General features: G+C 69.2%; 16 protein-coding genes. 8 read left to right on the top strand and 8 right to left on the bottom strand.

Translation table 11 applies throughout. From position 1 onward, the window contains the following. Positions 1 to 118 precede the first annotated feature (118 nt). Both FHR32_RS04695 and FHR32_RS47145 read left to right on the top strand, forming a co-directional pair. Complete coding sequence (locus tag FHR32_RS04695; protein ID WP_184753164.1) at positions 119 to 2056, top strand: S9 family peptidase; 1938 nt, start codon at positions 119 to 121, stop codon at positions 2054 to 2056. Positions 2057 to 2293: 237 nt separating this feature from the next. Then, a complete protein-coding gene (locus FHR32_RS47145) occupies positions 2294 to 2575 on the top strand; it encodes an ABATE domain-containing protein (protein ID WP_184756360.1) in 282 nt (93 codons plus the stop codon). Positions 2576 to 2600: 25 nt separating this feature from the next. Here the strand turns inward: FHR32_RS47145 and FHR32_RS04685 are convergent, their stop codons facing one another. The 3 genes from FHR32_RS04685 to FHR32_RS04675 form a co-directional block, all read right to left on the bottom strand. After that, positions 2601 to 3857, bottom strand: coding sequence for an IS256 family transposase (locus FHR32_RS04685; RefSeq protein WP_184753163.1), 1257 nt, complete (start codon positions 3855 to 3857; stop codon positions 2601 to 2603). Between the two features lie 160 nt (positions 3858 to 4017). After that, positions 4018 to 4749 (bottom strand): glycosyltransferase family 2 protein, encoded by a 732-nt coding sequence (locus FHR32_RS04680; RefSeq protein ID WP_184753162.1) that lies wholly within the window; start codon positions 4747 to 4749, stop codon positions 4018 to 4020. A gap of 289 nt (positions 4750 to 5038) precedes the next feature. Next, positions 5039 to 5323 carry a hypothetical protein gene (locus FHR32_RS04675; RefSeq protein ID WP_184753161.1) on the bottom strand — a complete coding sequence of 95 codons (285 nt, stop codon included), beginning with the start codon at positions 5321 to 5323 and terminating at the stop codon, positions 5039 to 5041. A gap of 226 nt (positions 5324 to 5549) precedes the next feature. On the opposite strand from FHR32_RS04675, the gene FHR32_RS04670 reads away from it, so the two are divergent. From FHR32_RS04670 to FHR32_RS04655, 4 genes are read left to right on the top strand one after another with little or no spacing between them, the layout of a single operon-like run. Then, positions 5550 to 6983 (top strand): helix-turn-helix domain-containing protein, encoded by a 1434-nt coding sequence (locus FHR32_RS04670; protein WP_184753160.1) that lies wholly within the window; start codon positions 5550 to 5552, stop codon positions 6981 to 6983. Further along, entirely contained in the window at positions 6983 to 7888 is a 906-nt protein-coding gene (locus FHR32_RS04665) for a phosphotransferase enzyme family protein (RefSeq protein ID WP_246465976.1), read from the top strand. Before FHR32_RS04670 ends, FHR32_RS04665 begins: the two co-directional genes overlap by 1 nt. 24 nt (positions 7889 to 7912) lie before the next feature. Further along, positions 7913 to 8347: an SRPBCC family protein gene (locus tag FHR32_RS04660; RefSeq protein WP_184753159.1), complete on the top strand. Its 435-nt coding sequence runs from the start codon at positions 7913 to 7915 to the stop codon at positions 8345 to 8347. Continuing rightward, positions 8257 to 8640, top strand: coding sequence for a hypothetical protein (locus FHR32_RS04655; RefSeq protein WP_184756674.1), 384 nt, complete (start codon positions 8257 to 8259; stop codon positions 8638 to 8640). The genes FHR32_RS04660 and FHR32_RS04655 overlap by 91 nt, the downstream gene beginning before the upstream one ends. Positions 8641 to 8748: 108 nt before the next feature. On the opposite strand, the gene FHR32_RS04650 is transcribed toward FHR32_RS04655, so the two are convergent. The 3 genes from FHR32_RS04650 to FHR32_RS04640 form a co-directional block, all read right to left on the bottom strand. Beyond that, on the bottom strand, positions 8749 to 10506 hold the full coding sequence (locus FHR32_RS04650; protein WP_184753158.1) for a bifunctional metallophosphatase/5'-nucleotidase: 1758 nt from the start codon (positions 10504 to 10506) through the stop codon (positions 8749 to 8751). A 194-nt stretch (positions 10507 to 10700) separates the two neighbouring features. Further along, positions 10701 to 11681, bottom strand: coding sequence for an aldo/keto reductase (locus tag FHR32_RS04645; protein WP_184753157.1), 981 nt, complete (start codon positions 11679 to 11681; stop codon positions 10701 to 10703). Continuing rightward, on the bottom strand, positions 11678 to 12040 hold the full coding sequence (locus FHR32_RS04640; protein ID WP_184756358.1) for a MerR family transcriptional regulator: 363 nt from the start codon (positions 12038 to 12040) through the stop codon (positions 11678 to 11680). Before FHR32_RS04640 ends, FHR32_RS04645 begins: the two co-directional genes overlap by 4 nt. Positions 12041 to 12312: 272 nt before the next feature. On the opposite strand from FHR32_RS04640, the gene FHR32_RS04635 reads away from it, so the two are divergent. After that, a complete protein-coding gene (locus FHR32_RS04635) occupies positions 12313 to 13047 on the top strand; it encodes a DUF998 domain-containing protein (protein WP_184753156.1) in 735 nt (244 codons plus the stop codon). 69 nt (positions 13048 to 13116) lie between these two features. Then, a complete protein-coding gene (locus FHR32_RS04630; protein ID WP_184753155.1) occupies positions 13117 to 14190 on the top strand; it encodes an AI-2E family transporter in 1074 nt (357 codons plus the stop codon). A gap of 138 nt (positions 14191 to 14328) precedes the next feature. Here FHR32_RS04630 and FHR32_RS04625 read toward each other — a convergent pair whose 3' ends face one another. After that, positions 14329 to 16692 carry a Tex family protein gene (locus tag FHR32_RS04625; RefSeq protein ID WP_184753154.1) on the bottom strand — a complete coding sequence of 788 codons (2364 nt, stop codon included), beginning with the start codon at positions 16690 to 16692 and terminating at the stop codon, positions 14329 to 14331. Between the two features lie 409 nt (positions 16693 to 17101). Further along, positions 17102 to 18535: a serine hydrolase gene (locus FHR32_RS04620; RefSeq protein ID WP_184753153.1), complete on the bottom strand. Its 1434-nt coding sequence runs from the start codon at positions 18533 to 18535 to the stop codon at positions 17102 to 17104. Between the last annotated feature and the right edge of the window lies 1 nt (position 18536).

The raw sequence follows: 18536 nt of genomic DNA, 5'->3' as shown, positions 1-18536 counted from the left end.
TGCCGGCCGATGTGGCCAAAGCAGTGGCCAGTGCCAGTTGAAGTGGCCACGACATCCTGTATCCCGCTACGGCAGGATGCGCGGGTACCCCTGATGACGGAATGGAAGGGCACACTGCATGAGTGAGAACGCACCGGAGTTGACCGCTGAGCTGATCGTGGACAGCGCTGTGCCGCGATCTCCGGTGATCTCCCCGGACGGCGTCTGGGTTGCCTACGTGGTGGCCTCGATCGGCCGGAGCCGGCGCCCGGTCAGCGCATTGTGGGTCGCCGCCGCTGATGGAAGCTCACCTCCCAGGGAGTTGACCTCCGGTACGGCATGCGAGGGCGTCCCGCGGTGGGCGCCGGACTCGGCGTCGATCTTCTTCCGGTCGGACCGCCAACTGCACCGGATACGACTCGACAGCAGTGAGTCCGAGGCCCTGACCACCTGGCGAGGCGGGATCGTGGACCATTGGCCGCTCGCCGATGGCGAGGTGGTCGCCCTGATCGCCGCGGATGAGCCGAGCCAGGAGGACGAGCGCCGGCAGACCGAGCGCGACGACGCGATGGTGTGGGGAGAGCGGGTGCCCTGCAGCCGGTTGCGCCTGTTCGATCTCGGCACGCACGAGCTGCGCGTGGTGGACGGACTCGGCGACAGGCACGTCGTCGAAGTGGTCCAGCGGCCGGATGGCGGACCTTTGGCGGTCATCAGCTGGGCCTGCCCGGAGATCGATCCCGGCACGTTCACCGCCGAGTTGCATGTGGTCGATCCCGGGACCGGCGCGGTCCACGATCTCGGCCGGATCGAGTTGGAGGCGTGCTCTCCGGCCTGGTGGAGCGTCCACGACGCCTGGCGTGTGGCCTACCTGGCGATGCCCCCTCCTGCTTCGGTCGACGGCTTCGCCGTTTTCGATGTCACCGTGCCCGCAGCCGGTGCTGCAGGAGAGCATCGCAACCTGACCGCAGGTATGACCGTCTGCCCGACCCACCTGGTGCAGGTCGCCGACGGTGCGCCCCTGGCGCTGTTCGCCGACGGACTCGACACCGCGATCTACCGGCTCGACCCCGGCCTGCAGCGCTTCCGGCATGTGTCCACGCGGGACGGCCGTGTCGATTCGCTGACGGTGAGCCGCTCGGGTGAGGTGGTCGCCGCGCTGGCGAGCACGGCCTACGAGCCGAAGGACGTTCATGCCGGACCTCCCGGTGGTCGGCTGGTCCGGCTCAGCGACATCAGGCCGAATCTGCGCCGGATCAGGTGGGGAACCCAGGAACGTCTCTCCTACAAGGCCGGCGACGGGCTCGACCTCGACGGGCTCTTGATCCTGCCGGCAGGCAAGCGCCGACAGGACGGCCCGTTCCCGCTCATCACCCTGGTGCACGGCGGCCCCTATGACCGGCACGCCGACGAGTTCAACGCCGGCTCGTTCCCTCCGGGGCAGTGGCTCGCGACCGCGGGATATGCGGTCTTCCTGCCCAACCCGCGGGGTGGCCAGGGACATGGCTATGAGTTCGCGGCGGCGGTCGCGGGCAAGGTCGGCCTTGACGAATGGACCGACATCGTCAGCGGGATCGACCTGCTGATCGCCGACGGGGTCGCGGATCCGGATCGGCTCGGAATCGGCGGATGGAGCCACGGTGGATTCATGGCCGCGTGGGCGATCGGGCAGACCGACCGGTTCAAGGCCGCACTGATGGGCGCCGGGATCAGCGACTGGGGAATGCAGGCCGCGACCGGCGAACTGGGAGCCCTGGAGGCAGGGCTCAGCGGCAGTCGCGGCTGGGAGGGGCCCGGCCCGCACCGCCACGACCAGCTCAGCCCGATCTCGTTCGCCTCGAAGGTCCGCACCCCGGTTCTGATCCTGCACGGTGAGAACGACACGAATGTGCCGCTCGGCCAGGCGACGTTCTTCCATCGCGCGCTGTGTCATTTCGGCGTCGAGCACGAGTTCGTCGTCTACCCGCGAGAGGGACACTCGATCAGGGAGCGCAATCACCAGCTCGATCTACTCCGGCGTACTCGCGAGTGGTTCGACCGATGGCTCGGTGACCCGGCATCGGATCAGGACCGGATCTGACCCAGCCGCCCCGTCCCGTACGTCAATTCCTGGGAGTCGGGGGGACCTGTGTCAGGTGACCAGCGGACTGGCGAGTTCCACGTGTTCTCGGCCGGCTGGGGTGAGGATGGCTGCCCGGGGCGGAGCCGCTGGTGGTGTCCATCGACCTGGACGACATCGCCTCCCGGCCGGTCACCACGCCCCACTGCGACACGCTGACCGGCCTCTCGGCGAGAAAGCGGTCGTAGGCCAGGCGGCCTGCGCGCCGCGGTCCGCTACCTGGCCGAGCGTGCCTCTGCTGCGGAGCTTTCCGCGGAGGCGCGAGGGGTTCTCGAATCGGAGCCCGCTGCGCTCGGCGGGGGGTCGGCGCTCACCGTCCTGAACGGATTCGCCGCGGAGCCGCCGCCCGTTCCGGTGATCTCACCGTCGTGCGGAAAGGGCTGGGCCACTCCGGTGACCGGTGCGCAGTTCCTGTCGGCGGTGGCCAGAGACGCGATCGAACTGTTCGGCGGGGGCCGCGTCCAGGGAGGTGGTGTTTGAGAAGGCCACCCGTAATCGGTGACTATTAGGAAGCAATCGCCTCAATAGTCACTTTAGCATCGTTTGTCTTATTTTTAGAATCGGGTGAATCGGTGTTCTTGCGACACTCGGCGAGGACCTCCAGCCCCATATAGCGGCGCTGTTCGGTCCACTCGTCGTTCTGCTCGGCCAGTACCGCGCCGACGAGCCGGACGATCGAGTCGCGGTTGGGGAAGATACCGACGACGTCGGTCCGCCTCCTGATCTCCTTGTTCAGGCGCTCCTGAGGGTTGTTGCTCCACGTCTGACGCCAGACGGCTTTGGGGAAGGCGGCGAAGGCCAAGATGTCCTCGCGGGCCTCGTCCAGATGCTCGGCCGCCTTCGGGTACTTGGCCTCCAGTACCTGCACGACATGACGATGCTGGGCATAGACCGACTCGGCGTCAGGCTGCTCGAAGATGGTGCGCAGCATGGTGGCCACCCATGGCTGGGCCGACTTCGGAACGCGCGTGATCAAGTTTCGCGCGTAGTGGGTTCGACACCTCTGCCAGGATGCGCCCGGCAAAGTGGAGGCGATCGCGTCGCGCAGCCCGGCGTGGCAGTCGGAGGTCACCATCAGCACGCCGGACAGGCCGCGGGCGACCAGGCCGCGCAGGAACGCCAGCCAACCCGCGCCGTCCTCGCTGGAGACGACGTCCAGGCCGAGGATCTCGCGCAGGCCGTCGGCGTTGACACCGGTGGCGACCAGGGCGTGCACGGTCACCGTCCGGCCGCCTTCGCGGACCTTCTGCGTGAGGGCATCGATCCAGACGAAGGTGTACGGGCCGGCGTCCAGCGGCCGGGACCGGAACTGCTCCACCATGCCGTCGAGTTCGGCGGCCATCGCCGAGACCTGCGACTTCGACAACGAGGTGATGCCCATCGCCTCGGCCAGCTTCTCCACCCGCCGCGTCGACACCCCGAGCAGGTAGGAAGTCGCCACCACCGAGGTGAGCGCCCGCTCGGCCCGGCGTCGCTTGTCCAGCAGGAAGTCCGGGAAGTAGGAGCCCTGTCGTAGCCGGGGCACGGCCAGTTCGATGCTCCCGGCCCGGGTGTCCCACGGCCGCGTACGGTAGCCGTTGCGGGTGTTGACCCGCTCGCTGCTGATCTCGCCGTAGCCGGCGCCGCACAGCTGCTCGACCTCGGCATCCATCATCCGCTGCGCGAACTCCCGGATCATCGTGCGCAGCAGGTCCGGACTCGCCGCGGCCAGGGTGTCTTCCAAGTACTCCCCGGCAGCGGGCACAATGTCATTGACGGCCACTTCGTCCCCTTCGTGTTGATATGAGCGAATCGAAGGATTACGGAGTGGCCGTCTCTTGTCACATGGATCTCACCCGTGCCAACGCCAGGCCTAGATCACCCGCACACCATCTCCCTGGACGTGAACTCGGCGGGCCGGGGACGGGGCGGGTCCGCCCCGATCAGGCCGTTGCGGGTTCCTGGAGAACCGCGACGGGCCGGTCCGTGCGGCGGGTGCGCTCGCGCAGGATGGTCCGGAGCACCCGCAGGCCGTCCCGCACGGCGTGCAGGTTGCTGGCGCCGTGGATGCGGCTGCGCTCGTGACTGGGGACCTCGCGGATCACGAGTCCGGCCTGGGCGGCGCGGACGTTCATCAGGGTCTCGATCTCGAAGCCGTCGCAGTCGAGGGCCATGGCGTCGAGGTGACGGGCCCAGAAGGCGTTGTAGCCGTAGCAGAGGTCGGTGTAGCGCGTGCCGTACAGCCGGTTGGTCACCAGGGTGAGCGCCTTGTTGCCGAGCGAGCGGATCGGGCTGAGGTCGTCGGATCCGCCTCCGGGGGCGTAGCGGGAGCCCTTGGCGAAGTCGGCGCCCTCGATCAGTGCGGTCACGAAGGCGATGATCTCCCGGCCGTCGGTGGACCCGTCGGCGTCGATCATGACGATGATGTCGCCGGTGGCCGCGGCGAATCCCTCGGTGAGGGCGTTGCCCTTGCCTCTGCGGGTCTGGGTGACGACGCGCAGACCGGGACGGAGGGCGCCGGCGACGGCGACCGTGTCGTCGACGGAGTTGCCGTCGACGAGGATGACCTCGTCGATCCAGGCGGGCAGGGTCGCGAAGACGTGGGGAAGGTTGGCGGCTTCGTTCAGTGCGGGGACCACCACGCTGACACTGACGGGGAACGGGGCATCGGTCATGGGTAAAAGGTCGCCCGGGGCACCTGCAGAACGCTTGACGAGCTCTTACCGCGTGGACTTGCGGGGTCCGCGCACGCGGGGCAGGAGCCGGCCGGCGTTCCGCGGACGGCCTTTTCCCGGCTGCCGGAGCCGTCAGAAAGGCAGGTGCCTGCCGGACGGGCTCCGCAGGTCGAGCGGCGCAGGCTCACGCGGTGGACGCGGACGTTGAATGACCTGAATCCTTTTCACGGTCCTGCTCCTTTCAAGGGCTTGATCATCGGGTGTTACCCATGTGAAGCCCAAGAATCACCTATCTGCGTATCACATGAAGCACACTAGCCACACGTTCCGCAGCTGTGGCGACATCTTCGGCATGTCCGATACGGCCGGCCCACGACAGCCAGAACCACCATTCGCCGTCCGCCTCGTGGGCGGCGAGGACGTCCTCTGTCATGGCCGGGACCATCGGGTTGATCACGTGTAGACGCGGGAACAGCCCCGCGGGCGCTTTCAGGCGTACCTGGAAGGAGTGCGCCTCCAGTTGGGCGGCCAACCGTCGCAGGTGATCGGCGGCGTCGCCGTGGTCTGTCCTCATCCGGCTTGCTCCTGGCGGACGACGATGCTTTCTCTCTGCAGAGTGAGGTTTCGTGGCAGGTCAGGCAATCGGCCTCCGGTCAGACGGGGGCGGGATCAGTGGAATAGACCGGAAAGTCACCGATGTTCCGTGGATAACTCGCGATTAAAGGGAATGCAATGCACAGGCACGCTTACGCTGTGGTGCGCTCTCATTAATCTTGTGTAAACAGCGACGGGAGGGCAGTGTGGCCCGAGGTGAGCATTCCCCCGCGTGCGCGCGACGCTGGCGGGGACAGGCCGAGGCCCGTCAGTGGACGCTCTGGCAGACCACACAGGCCATTCACGGCTGCTGCGGGGTGAGCCTGCTCAAGGCGCACCGGCTGGCACGGGGATGGTCGGCCAGGCAGTCCGTCCAGGAGCTGGAGGAGCTGTGCGAGCGCCAGGAGTTGGGTGCGGCGCGGGCCAGCATCGATCTGCTCAACGCGTGGGAGAACAACCGCGCCAGGCCCCGCCCGCAGACCATCGAGCTGCTGGCCCGGCTCTACCGGGCCAACGCGGTACGGCTCGGCCTCGCCGGCGACTACTGCGAGGACGACGGCGGGACCAGGGTCGTGGTCGTCTCCGGCGTCGACGGCCGCTCGCCGTACCAGGCGGAGGACCGGATCGACGACGACATCGAGCGCCGTGCGCTGTTCCACCACGCGCTGCTCGGTTCGCGGTCCGCGATGAGCGGGCGGCTGCTCGCCGAGGTCGAGCGGACCCGTCAGGACCTGGACCGCACGCTCGCCCTGGCCACCGTCTCCGAGGACCAGCTCGACCGGCTCGACGAGCAGGTGCTGCGCTATCGCCGCGAGTACATCACCAGCGCCCCCCTGCCGATGCTCTACCGGCTGATGCTGGAGCTGTCGGATGTGCGGACGCTGTCGGCGACCCGGCAGCCCGCGATGGCCCAGCGCCGCCTGCTCAACGCCACCGTGATGCTCGCCCTGCTGTCGGCCGACGCGCTGATGAAGCTCGGTGACACCCGTCAGGCGCACGCCTGGTACGGCACCGCGCGCATCGCCTCCGACGACATGGGCGACCTGCGGTTGCGCGCCCTGGTCCGGGCGCAGGAGGCGATGCTCCCCTACTACTACGGCGACCTGGCCGAGACCGTACGGCTCGCCCGCGAGGCCCGGATGCTCGCCGGGAGCGCGCCCAGCTCGCCGGCGGCACTCGGTGCGGCGGCGGAGGCGCGGGCGCTGGCGAGGTTGGGCGAGCACAAGGCGGCCAGGGTCGCGCTGGCCGAGGCTGAGCGGATCTTCTCCAGGATGCCGCCGGAGGGCCACGACCATCTGGCGTTCCGCTTCTCGGAGCGGCGGTTGCAGTTCTACCGGATCGGCACCCTGATCGAGCTGGGGGAGGAGGTCGACTGGACTCCCGGCCCCTCCGGCCCCTACGCCATCGACCCGGTGCTCATCCTGCTCGACCAGGCCACGCACCTGATCCGTGACGGCAAGGTCGATGACGCCTGCCACCTGGCGGAGAAGGCCCTGCTCCAGGTGCCGCCGGAGCATCGCACCTCCATCGTGCTCAACCGGGCCCGGGCGCTGCTGTCGGAGGTGCCGCCCGCCCGGCACAGGTCGGTGGCGGTGCGCCGCCTGGCCGAGCTGCTCGCCGACGCCACGCCGGCCAGCTGATGGGATCGCTCGCGGAGGAGGCCTTCACGGTTCTGCGTGAAGTCTGCGAGGACCTCGGGATCGACCATCGGGACGCCGAGCTGTTGCGGGTGCGCAGCAACGCGGTCTTCAAGCTGCGCAGCGAGATCGTGGTGAGGATCGCCACCGCGCCCAACGCGCTGACCCGCCTGCCGATGGTGCTCGCGGTGGCCCGCTGGCTGGCCGAGCAGGGATTCCCCGCGGTGCGCCCGGCCGACGAGATCTCCGACCAGCCCGTGGTCCACGACGGCAGGGTCGTGACCTTCTGGCACTACGTCCCGGCCAGCGGCCGTCCCACCACCACCGAGCTGGGCGAGATCCTGCGGAGCCTGCACCTGCTGCCGGTGCCGCCGGTGGCGCTGAACCGATTCGCCGACCCACTGGCCGAGATACGCCGTGCGGTGGACCGCTCCGCGGTGCTCACCACCTGCCAGCGGGCCTGGCTGCGCGACCGCATCGCCGAGCTGACCGAGCGCTGGTCGGACCTCGACGTGGACGGCTCCCCGGTGCTGCTGCACGGTGACGCCTGGATCGACAACCTGCTGCGCTGCGCCGACGGACATGTGGTGCTCTGCGACTGGGACGGCGTCGCGGTCGGTCCCCGCGAGTGGGACCTGGTCCACACCTACCACGGTCAGCGCCGCTTCGGCCTGACCGCCGCCGACGTGGACGCCTTCGCCGACGCCTACGGCAGCGACCTGCGCTCCTGGCCGGGCTACTCCACCCTCATGGAGGTCCGGGACATGTACGCGGTGGGCATCCACATCCGCAACGCCGGGGCCGATCCCTTCTCCCGCCGTGAGCTGCCCCGCCGGCTCGATTCCCTCACACGAGGTGAGCAACATGCCCGGTGGTACATGGCCGAACCCGTTAGTGTCTCCCAGTAAAAATCTTCATACGGGGGCAGAACGGTGCCAAAGGCCACGCTTCGTCATACCTTTCACGTCCGTAACACTCCGGCGGCGCTCCGCGCGCACCTGAGCCAGCCGCAGAGCTATGTGGGGCTCTCCCCGCTGGTCGTCGCGGTCAGGGACATCCGGCAGGACGGGGAGGAGACCCGCTACACCTCGGTTGAGCGCTTCAGGTTCTTCGGACTGGTCAGATACGACAACCTGATCAAGGTGACGCTGCGCAGCACGCCGCTGACCGTGGAGGGAGAGGTGGACAGCCCCGGCGGGGTGCGGCTGGACTACCGGTTCGTGCTCGACGAGAAGGACGGCGGGACCGAGGTCGAGGACACGCTCGTGGTGCACGCGTGGAACGGCCCGTTGCTGGGCTACGCGGCGAAGAAGGCCCGCGAGGTGCAGCTCGCCCGCGCCGGGATCCTCGCCTCCCGCCTGGGCTGAGGCGAGGCGTCACCACCCCCGGCACGGTCACCGACTTCGGTGTCCAGTCCACCGCGCTCTGGCGCTCCGACCTGTCGGCCACCGTCGTCGTCAAGGGCAACGACAGCGGGGTGACCAACCGGTACCGGCCTGACGGGTGCACGATCGAGGATGTGATCGAGGACGAGAAGTACTCGGGGGCCGAGTTGGTCGTCCAGGTGGCGAAGGCGACGGCCCGCCTGGTCACCTCGAGGACCATCACGCCGGCGGAAGCGGCGAAGATCATTAAGGCCGTTCCGAAACCTCACCGGTGACCGCACCGGGCGGGCTCGCCGGAAGATCACTGGCGCGTGCGCGGTAGGCATCGCCGAGCGGTCCGCGGACCGCTCGGCGATGCTGATCGCCGCTGATGCGGCCGAACGTCAGAAGAGCGGCTTGCCGTCGCGGGTCAGCTTCCAGCCGGCCTCGGCGAACCCGGCCGGGTCGATGGTCCCGGTCGCCGTGGCGTAGTCGATCAGCGCCTGGCGGATCTCCACCTGCGCGTTGTAGACCACCGGGGCGGTCGTGACGTGCGGGAAGCCACCGCCGCCCGACTGGCGGTAGTTGTTGATCGCGACCACGAACTGCTGGTCGGCGGCGACCGGCTGCCCCTGGTAGGACAGGGCGGCGATCCGCTGGCCGGCCGGCTTGGCGACGTCCACGTCGTAGGTGACGCCGGAGAGCTGGTCGTAGTTGTAGTCGGGGGTGCCGCCCGCGTTGGTCAGCGCGGCCAGGTCGACCGGGGCGTCCGGCGCGAGCTGGTTGTAGTACCTCGCCGAGTACTCCAGGTAGTCCTTGAGCTGGGCGCCGGTGAGCTTCACCGCCATCAGCGTGTTGTCGTAGATGTACAGGCCCGCCATGTCACGCACGCTCACCGGTCCGGCCGGGAAGGTCGCGGTCCTGCTGAACGGCGCGGCGATCGACAGCACCGGCAGCCCGGCGTCCGCCGTACCCTCCAGGGACTTCTTCACCGTCTCGGTCTGGACCTTCTGGATGTAGTCCAGGATCGGAGTGTCCTTGTAGGGCGACTCGGCCGCGAGCAGCTCCTCCTTGGACTGGGCCACCACCGTGTTGACGTACTTGACCGTGGTGTCGTGCTGCTCCTTCATGAGCGCGACGATCTTCGGGTCCTCGGCCACCGTGTTGGTGTTCAGCGTGCTGGAGGACGCGCCGGTGACCGCCCACTCGCCGCGCTTCTTGGTGAGCTGGAAGTCCATCACGCTCAGCCGCTGGCCCCACTTGCCGGGTTCGGTGAGCAGCACCTGCTTGCCGGTGGCCTTGTTGGTGACGAACCTCTGGGCCACCTCGTTGTGCGCGTGACCGAACAGCACCGCGTCCACGCCCGGCACCTCCTCGGCGACCATGGCCGAGGCGTTCTCGACGGGCAGGTCGCCGCCGTAGGAGGACATCCCGCTGTCGCCCGCGTGCGCGGTGACCACGACCACGTCCGCGCCCAGGCCGCGGATGACCGGCACCCACTTCTTGGCGCTCTTGACCAGGTCGGTGAAGCGGAGCTTGCCTTCGACGTTGGCCTTGTCCCAGATCGCCACACCCGGGTTGGTCAGGCCGAGCACGCCGACCCGGACGGGCTTCTCGCCCTTGATCCGCATCGTCTTGATGGTGAACGGCTGGTAGGCGGGCAGGCCCGTCCCGGCGTTGACGGCGTTGGCGCCGAGCACCGGGGCCTTCATCTGCTTCACCCACGTGGCCAGCAACGGCAGCCCGTAGTTGAACTCGTGGTTGCCCAGGGTCACCGCGTCGTATCCGATGGCGTTCATCGCGCGGGCCATCGGGTGGAGCTTGCCCGTCTCGTTGATCGGCTCCATCTTGGCGTAGTAGTAGGCCAGTGGCGTGCCCTGGATGGTGTCGCCGGAGTCGAACAGCAGGGTCCGGTCGGCTCCGCGCTCGGTGCGGATCTTGTTCACCAGCGTCGAGACCTTGGCCAGGCCGACGACGTTGCCCTTGCTGTCGGTGAACGCGCTGTTCTTGAAGTAGTCCCAGTTCAGAGTGTTGCCGTGCAGGTCCGAGGTACCCATCACGGTCACCGTCACCGACGTGTCGGGGGAGGCATACGCCACTGCCGGGACGGCCAGGGCCGCCAGGGTGGCCACGCCGACGATGGCGAGCTTCTTACTGTGCATGTGACGGCAGGGTAACCATCTGAGGTTGCCTTAGGGTTACAGAATCCTTATCGCCCGCTTATCTGCCGGTTCCATATTTTTTGTGACTTTTCCGGCTGTGAGGCGGCCTGCCGGGCCGTGCCCGGCGGGAGAGCGGCCCGTGCGCCGTACCCGGCAGAGGCGCGGGTACGGCGCGCGGTACGGCTGTGCGCGGTTCAGCGCTCGATGGACGACATGTCCGGGTAGCGCTCGCCCACGACGGACCCGGCCGGGACCGCGGCTTCGAGCGCGGCGAGCTGGCCGGGGGTCAGCGTGATGCCGGCCGCCGCCGTGTTCTCCTCCAGGTAGCGCAGCCGCTTGGTGCCCGGGATCGGGATGACATCCTCCCCCCGGGACAGCAGCCAGGCCAGGGAGAGCTGGGCCGGGGTGCAGCCCACCTCCTCGGCGATCTTGCGGACCTCGCCGACGAGCGCCTCGTTCCGGGCTCCGCCCTCGCCGGTGAACCGGGGCATGTTCTTGCGGAAGTCGTCGTCGGGCAGTTCCCCGGCGGGGGCCATCGTGCCACCGAGCAGTCCCCGGCTGATCGGCGAGTAGGCCACCAGCGCGATCCCCAGCTCACGGGCGGTCGGCAGGATCTCCTCCTCCAGCCCCCGGGTGAACAGCGAATACTCGCTCTGCAGGGCGGAGATCGGATGCGTGGCGTGCGCCTTCCGCAGCGTCTCGGCGCTCACCTCCGACAGGCCGATCCGGCCGATCTTGCCTTCGGCCACCAGCTCGGCCATCGCTCCGACGGTCTCCTCGATGGCCACCTTCGGGTCGCGGCGGTGCAGGTAGTAGAGGTCGATGTGGTCCACGTCCAGCCGCCGCAGCGAGGCTTCGGCCGCCTTCTTCACGTAGGCGGGGCTGCCGTCGACGCCGCGGAAAGCCGGGTCGTCGCTCCTGATGATGCCGAACTTGGTGGCCAGCACCACCTCGTCCCTGCGGCCGGAGATGGCCCGCCCGACCAGCTCCTCATTGTGGCCCCGGCCGTACGCGTCGGCGGTGTCGAGGAAATCGACCCCGAGGTCGAGGGCGCGGTGGATGACCGCGATCGACTCGGTCTCGTCGGCCACGCCGTAGAACTCCGACATTCCCATGCAGCCGAGCCCGATGGCGGAGACCTCCGGGCCTCCCTGACCGAGATGACGCCTGTTCATTCGCTCTCCTGCGCGGTATAGAAGTCAATCTTGTAGTCGAGGACCGTGAGGTCCTCGGTGAGCTGCGCGATCTGTGCTCTGACCCGCTCGCGGTGGGCCTGCAACATCCGCCGCCGCTCGGCGAAGGTCTCCGGCCCCTGCCTGCGCAGCTCGGCATAGCGGCACATGGCCGCGATGGGCATGCCGGTCGAGCGGAGCCTGATGAGGAAGGCGAGCCAGTCCAGATCGGGCGTCGTGTAGTTGCGGCGCCCGCCCGCGTCCCGCTCCACCTCGTGGATGAGGCCGATGCGCTCGTAGTAGCGCAGCGTGTGCGCGCTCAGCCCCGACGTGCGCGAGGCCTCCTGGATGGTGATCCCCATGGGCACAACCCTGCTCCTTAGAGCGCGCTCGAAGTCAAGCGGGGTCCCCCCGGAGCCACGACCCTGAGGGGGCAGGCTCTACCATCCACGGCTTTTACCCAGTTCACAGCCGTGACGGCGGACCGATCCCCTGGGGGCCGGCACTACCCTGCCCTGGGGTCTCTCCGGGATCGCTCAGGGATGACTGGGGATCATTTCCGGTATTCCGGGAAGCCGCCCGTCGCCATGGTTGAGCCATGGGGAGTCAGGCTTCTTCGGGATCCAGGTTGATTATGGGTGGCCACGCGGCGATCGGCGCGGGGGCCGTGGCGATGCTCGGGCTGCACGTGGTCACGGGCCTTGATCCGGTGCACACCGTGATCAGTGAGTACGCGTTCGAGCCGGACGGGTGGCTGCTGCCCGTCTCGCTCACGTTCTTTGCCGTGGGCGCGACGGTCTTCGGGGCCGCGCTCGCCCGTCGCGGCGAGGACCGCAAGGCCGCGCTGCTGGTCGTGACCTGGGGTCTGTGCATGCTGCTGATCGGCGCCTTCCCCACCGACGAACCCGGGGTGCCGCTGTCGATGTCCGGTGGCATCCACAGGTATGCGGCGTTCGTCGCCTTCCTGACGATGCCGGTGGCGGGACTGATGCTGGCCCGGCGGTACGCCGCCAGCCCCTACTCCCGGGCGGTGCGGCTGCTGAGCATGGCCTCCCTGGGCGTCCTGGTCCTGGTGGTCCTGCCGTACGTCGTGCGGACGGTCGGCTTCGACCTGACCAACGACGACATCCCCGCGGGGGTCACCCAGCGGCTGGTGGTGGTCTTCGAGGTGGCCGTGCTGGTCATGCTCGGCCTGGTGCTGGCGGCCGGACGCGCTCCCGGCCGCCGCCCGGTCCCCGCCGTCCCCATCGCCGTCCCCGCTCCCCGTCCCAGTGGAGAGCCGCAGCGCGTGGCCGGGCCGGTGTGGCGCACGCGGGCATCGCGTCCCGCACCGGAAATGGCCGCGGCCAGCTGCGCGCCAGGAGAGTGAGAACCCCGTCGAGACTATCCACACAGCTCGAAGCGGTTGCTGATGATCCACGCTGGGAAGGGGCTCAGCATGGGGGAGCGGAGCGGCCCAGCGGCCGAGGGTGACGGTGCGCTGCGGAGAGCGGGCGACACGGCTTGGCGGCTGCTCGGAATCATCGCCCTGGCCGCGGTGGTTCTGTGGGTCCTCTATCTGGTCCAGTCGGTGGCCATCCCCATCATCCTCGGGGTGGGCATCACCACGCTCCTGATGCCGCCCTACCGCCGGCTCAGAAGACACGGGCTGGGGCGGACGCTCACCACCGTCGTCGTGTGTCTCGGCGGATTCCTCCTCTTCGCGGGGTTCGTCGCGCTGCTCGTACCGCCCACGATCGCCGGCGTGACCGAGCTGGGGCAGAGTTTCGGCAAGGCGACCGCCGACCTGCAGTCGCTGGCGACCTCCTTCGGCCTGAGCACCGAGAAGTCCGCGGAGCTGTTCGACCAGGCGAAGCGGTATCTGAGCGGCCGGGGCGGGCAGATCGCCAGCGGTGCGCTGGCGGGCGCGCGCACGGTGGGGGAGATGCTGGTCGGCCTGGTACTGGCCATGATCCTGTCCATCTACTTCGTGCACGGTGGTGACCGTCTCGTCCGATGGCTCACGGATCTGATGCCCAGGAGGGTCAGGCGGCCCGTCCTCGAGAGTGGTCACGTGGTCTTCGACGTCGTCGGCCGCTATATCCGCGGGGTGGCGGTCGTCGGCCTGGTCGACGGTTTCTTCATCGGCATGGCGCTGTGGATCCTGGGCGTGCCGATCGCGCTGCCGCTGGCCGTGCTGACGTTCGCCGGGGCGTTCCTGCCGGTCGTGGGCGCGTTCGCGGCGGGTCTGCTGGCGGCGGTCGTGGCCTTCGTGGCCAAGGGGTGGGGGGTGGCGCTGATCGTGGTCGCGGTCACCGTGCTGATCCAGCAGCTTGAGGGGCACGTGCTCGCGCCACAGATCTACGGCAGGGCGCTGGAACTGCCCAGCGCGGTCATCTTGATCATCATTGCGCTGGGCAGCGTCCTCGGCGGGATCGTCGGAGCCTTCCTGGCCGCTCCGGTGGCCTCGGTCGCCGTCGCGCTGATCCGTCACCACCGGGAGGACGCGGAACCGGCGCCCGCGAAGCTATGACGCGGCGCGTATCAGCCTCGCTTCAGCAAGGATGACATGCGATGAAAACCTGGCTCCCGATCGGCCTCGGCGTCCTGCTCGTCCTGGCTGTCTCCGCCCTGCTCCGCCGCCGCTGAACGCGGCGGCGGAAGGGGGCGTCTAGCGATTGCCGCCGTCGAGGCCGGCGCGGCGCAGCGCATCGGCCATCGCGCCACTCGGCGCGTTGCGCTGCTGGCCGTTGCCGCGTCCCTGCTGGCCGCCGCGGTCCTGCCGTTGCCGGTCGCCGGCACGTCCCTGCTGGCCGCCCCGCCTGCCGTCGCCGCCGTCACGTCGCGCGCCGTCCGGCTGGTCGCGCCGGCCGGAGCCCTTGGCGGGCTCGTCCTCCAGCCGGAGGGTGAGGGAGATGCGCTTGCGGGGGATGTCGACGTCGAGCACCTTCACCCGGACGATGTCACCGGGCTTCACCACCTCGCGGGGGTCCTTGACGAAGGTGTGCGACAGGGCCGAGACGTGGACCAGGCCGTCCTGGTGCACACCGACGTCGACGAACGCGCCGAAGGCGGCGACATTGGTGACCACTCCCTCCAGCAGCATGCCCGGCTGGAGGTCGGAGAGCTTCTCCACGCCCTCCTTGAAGGTCGCGGTCTTGAAGGCCGGACGCGGGTCGCGGCCGGGCTTCTCCAGCTCGGACAGGATGTCGGTGACGGTCGGCAGACCGAAGGTGTCGTCCACGAAGTCCTGCGGGCGCAGGGTCCTCAGGACCGTGCCGTCGCCGATCACCTTCCTGATGTCGCCGCCGGCGGCCGACAGGATCCGGCGCACCACGGGGTAGGCCTCCGGGTGCACGCTGGAGGCGTCGAGCGGATCGTCGCCGCCGGGGATGCGCAGGAAGCCCGCGCACTGCTCGAAGGCCTTGGGGCCGAGCCTGGCCACGTCCTTGAGCGCCTTGCGGGAGCGGAACGGGCCGTTGGTGTCGCGGTGCAGGACGATGTTCTCGGCCAGGCCGGAGCCGATGCCCGAGACGCGGGTCAACAGCGGTGCCGAGGCGGTGTTGACGTCTACTCCGACGGCGTTCACACAGTCCTCGACCACCGCGTCGAGCGAGCGCGACAGCTTGGTCTCGGCGAGGTCGTGCTGATACTGGCCCACGCCGATCGACTTGGGATCGATCTTGACGAGCTCGGCCAGCGGGTCCTGGAGCCGGCGCGCGATCGACACGGCGCCGCGCAGCGACACGTCCATGCCGGGCAGCTCCTGGGAGGCGAACGCCGAGGCGGAGTAGACCGACGCCCCGGCCTCGGACACCACGATCTTGGTCAGCCCGGGGACCAGCTTCACCAGCTCGCCGGCGAGCTTGTCGGTCTCCCGCGAGGCTGTGCCGTTGCCGATCGAGACCAGCTCCACGTCGTGCTTCCTGGCCAGCGCGGCCAGGGTGGCCAGCGACTGGTCCCACTGGCGGCGCGGCTCGTGGGGGTAGATCGTGTCGGTGGCCAGCACCTTGCCGGTCGCGTCGACCACGGCGACCTTCACCCCGGTGCGCAGACCCGGGTCGAGGCCCATGGTCGCGCGGCTGCCCGCGGGGGCGGCGAGCAGCAGGTCGCGCAGGTTGGCGGCGAACACCCGCACCGCCTCGTCCTCGGCGGCCTGCCACATGCGCATCCGCAGGTCGATGCCGAGATGGACGAGGACGCGGGTGCGCCAGGCCCAGCGGACGGTGTCGGCCAGCCACCTGTCGGCGGGGCGTCCCTGGTCGGAGATGCCGAAACGGTGGGCGATGCGTCCCTCGTAGGTGCCGGTGGGCTCCGGCTCCGGCTCCAGGGTGAGGGTGAGGATCTCCTCCTTCTCCCCCCGGAACATCGCCAGGATCCGGTGGGAGGGCAGCTTGGTGAACGGCTCGGCGAAGTCGAAGTAGTCGGAGAACTTGGCGCCCTCCTCCTCCTTGCCCTCGCGGACCGCCGCTACCAGGCGCCCCTTGCCCCACATCCGCTCACGCAGCTCCCCGACCAGGTCGGCGTCCTCGCCGAACCGCTCGACCAGGATCGCCCGGGCCCCGTCCAGCGCGGCGGCGGCGTCGGCCACCCCCTCGCCGACGAAGGCGGCCGCGGCGGCCTGGGGGTCGACCGACGGGTCGGCGAGCAGGCCGTCGGCGAGCGGCTCGAGCCCCGCTTCCCTGGCGATCTGCGCCTTGGTCCGCCGCTTGGGCTTGTAGGGAAGGTAGATGTCCTCCAGCCGGGCCTTGGAGTCGGCCGCGGCGATCTGCGCCTGGAGGGCGTCGTCGAGCTTGCCCTGGCTGCGGATGGACTCCAGGATCGCGGCCCGTCGCTCCTCCAGCTCCCGCAGGTAGCGCAGCCGCTCCTCGAGCGTGCGCAGCTGCGCGTCGTCGAGCATCTCGGTGGCTTCCTTGCGATAACGGGCGATGAACGGCACGGTGGCCCCGCCGTCGAGCAGATCCACGGCCGCCTGCACCTGCCGCTCGCGCACCCCCAGCTCTTCGGCGATCCGCTGATGAATAGACGTCGTCACGGTCTCTCTTCCTCTGTGGTGGGCAGCTGTGGTGGGCAGCCGTGGTGAGCAGGCACCAAGCTACCGCGTCGCTCTGACAGCGGGCCGGTCCGCGTGCGGATGGAGAGCGACGTCACGCCAGGAGAGCGCGGAGCGTTTTCATCGGCACCTGGGACGGTTCACGCGGGACCCGTCCGTCTGAGCTTTTCCGCCGGATATGCCCCTATGGAGTGTCCTTTGGATCTCTGATGCGGCCGTACTCCTCCGGACCATCAGGGTTGAGGAGCAATTCCGCCGTCAACGCCACCCGGTCATCGCGGGTATCCGGCCCAGTCCACGCCCACAGCGGCGGCCGGCCCGCGCAGTCGATGCCGCATGCGCGACGGTCGGCGTTGCCCGGCCCGCCGCCGGAGCGGCGGGCCGGGGGTGCTCAGTTCTCGGTGCGACGGCCGTAGGAGGTCGCCTCGTACCGGTCGATCGCCAGGCCCAGCCGGGCCAGCTTCTCGGTGTAGGTGACCGGGAAGATACCGGGCGCGGTGGCCGGCCGGTTGGCGTCGACGTACTGGGTGCCGAGGTTGGTGAACGCGACGACGACGTAGTTGCGGCCGTTCTTGCCCGGCAGGGACCTGACGATGCCCGCGTCGGCCCCTGAGTTGCCGACCCACCCGGTCTTGTGCGCGAACGTGACCTGCGCCTGCTGGTTGCAGGGCCGTACGTCCTGGCCGAACTTGTTGCCCGCGACGGTCACCGTGCCGTCGGCGGCCACCCACCGCGACGCCACCCGCTGCGGGATGCCCGGAGCCGGGTAGGCGCTGCCGCACCGGTTGGCGGTGGAGAGCATGTCGTTGAAGCCCTGCTCACCGAGCAGCTTCTTGAACACCTGGCGGGAGGCGAGGCTCAGCACGTCGCCGGTGACCGGCTTGCCGTCGGGGGCGGTCCACGCCTCGCCCAGTACGCCGTTGACCAGCGCGAGCAGCTTGGCCGTGTCCAGCGAGCTCATCGTGACCGGGTTGGACCAGCGGCCGCCGTTGGCCGGGTTGGTGTTCTTCAGCTGCATGGTCTCCAGGCCCAGGTCCTGGAAGGTCTTGTTGAGCTCGTCCACCGCACCGCGATCGTGCAGCAGCTTCACCAGCGCGCAAGACGCGCTGTTGGACGAGGAGGTGATCGAGGCGTCCATGTAGGCGCCGATGGTGTTGCTGGTCGGGCCACCGCACAGCGAGCTGATCGTCGTGGGCTGGTAGTCATAGGTGTCCTCGAGCTTGATCTCACCCTTGTCCACCAGCCGCAGCACCCCGAAGTTGACCATCAGCTTCAGGACGGAGGCCGGGTAGGGGAGCATGAAGTCGATTGGCGCGTTCTCCCGTCCCGGCACCACGTCGACGGTTCCCTTGCCCTGGTTGGCGTACCATCCGGCGTCGTCCCACTGCCGCCATCGCACTTGGTCCGTGTGGAAGTTCTCGTCCACCGGCACGACGATCCCGCGCGGATACTGCGGGCTCATCAGCACCGTGCCTGACGACACCGGCCGGCCCCGCCAGTCCAGCTCCAGCACCGTCACGTCGAGCTGCGGCTGCTGGACGATCGGCTTGGGGTCGGCGGCCTCCGCGAACAGCTGGGCATAGTCGCTGGCTGTCTTCGCATCCTTATCGACCACGTCAGTAAGCGTCCGGGCCTGTGAGGATCCCGGCGGGGCCAGGTCGAGGACCTGCTCGAAGCGCAGCTCGGTCATGACGTTCTGCAAAAAGCCGGCCACCTCGCTGTCGTCGGTGGCCTGAGCGGGCGGCACCGCGGCGCCCAACAGCATCGAGGTGGTGGCCAGTGCGATCGCAGCGCGTCGGCCCGTTATGGTTCGGAAAATTGACATG

It is taken from the genome of Streptosporangium album (assembly GCF_014203795.1).
In the GTDB taxonomy this organism is placed as follows: domain Bacteria; phylum Actinomycetota; class Actinomycetes; order Streptosporangiales; family Streptosporangiaceae; genus Streptosporangium; species Streptosporangium album.
Note: the sequence above shows the minus strand (reverse complement) of the source record. Positions and strands in the feature narration are given on the sequence as shown.

Coding starts and splice junctions, on each gene's coding strand:
- FHR32_RS04695 (WP_184753164.1), top strand. CDS start 119: ATGAGTGAGAACGCACCGGAGTTGACCGCTGAGCTGATCGTGGACAGC.
- FHR32_RS04680 (WP_184753162.1), bottom strand. CDS start 4,749: ATGACCGATGCCCCGTTCCCCGTCAGTGTCAGCGTGGTGGTCCCCGCA.
- FHR32_RS04675 (WP_184753161.1), bottom strand. CDS start 5,323: ATGAGGACAGACCACGGCGACGCCGCCGATCACCTGCGACGGTTGGCC.
- FHR32_RS04665 (WP_246465976.1), top strand. CDS start 6,983: ATGGGATCGCTCGCGGAGGAGGCCTTCACGGTTCTGCGTGAAGTCTGC.
- FHR32_RS04650 (WP_184753158.1), bottom strand. CDS start 10,506: ATGCACAGTAAGAAGCTCGCCATCGTCGGCGTGGCCACCCTGGCGGCC.
- FHR32_RS04645 (WP_184753157.1), bottom strand. CDS start 11,681: ATGAACAGGCGTCATCTCGGTCAGGGAGGCCCGGAGGTCTCCGCCATC.
- FHR32_RS04640 (WP_184756358.1), bottom strand. CDS start 12,040: ATGGGGATCACCATCCAGGAGGCCTCGCGCACGTCGGGGCTGAGCGCG.
- FHR32_RS04635 (WP_184753156.1), top strand. CDS start 12,313: ATGGGTGGCCACGCGGCGATCGGCGCGGGGGCCGTGGCGATGCTCGGG.
- FHR32_RS04630 (WP_184753155.1), top strand. CDS start 13,117: ATGGGGGAGCGGAGCGGCCCAGCGGCCGAGGGTGACGGTGCGCTGCGG.
- FHR32_RS04620 (WP_184753153.1), bottom strand. CDS start 18,535: ATGTCAATTTTCCGAACCATAACGGGCCGACGCGCTGCGATCGCACTG.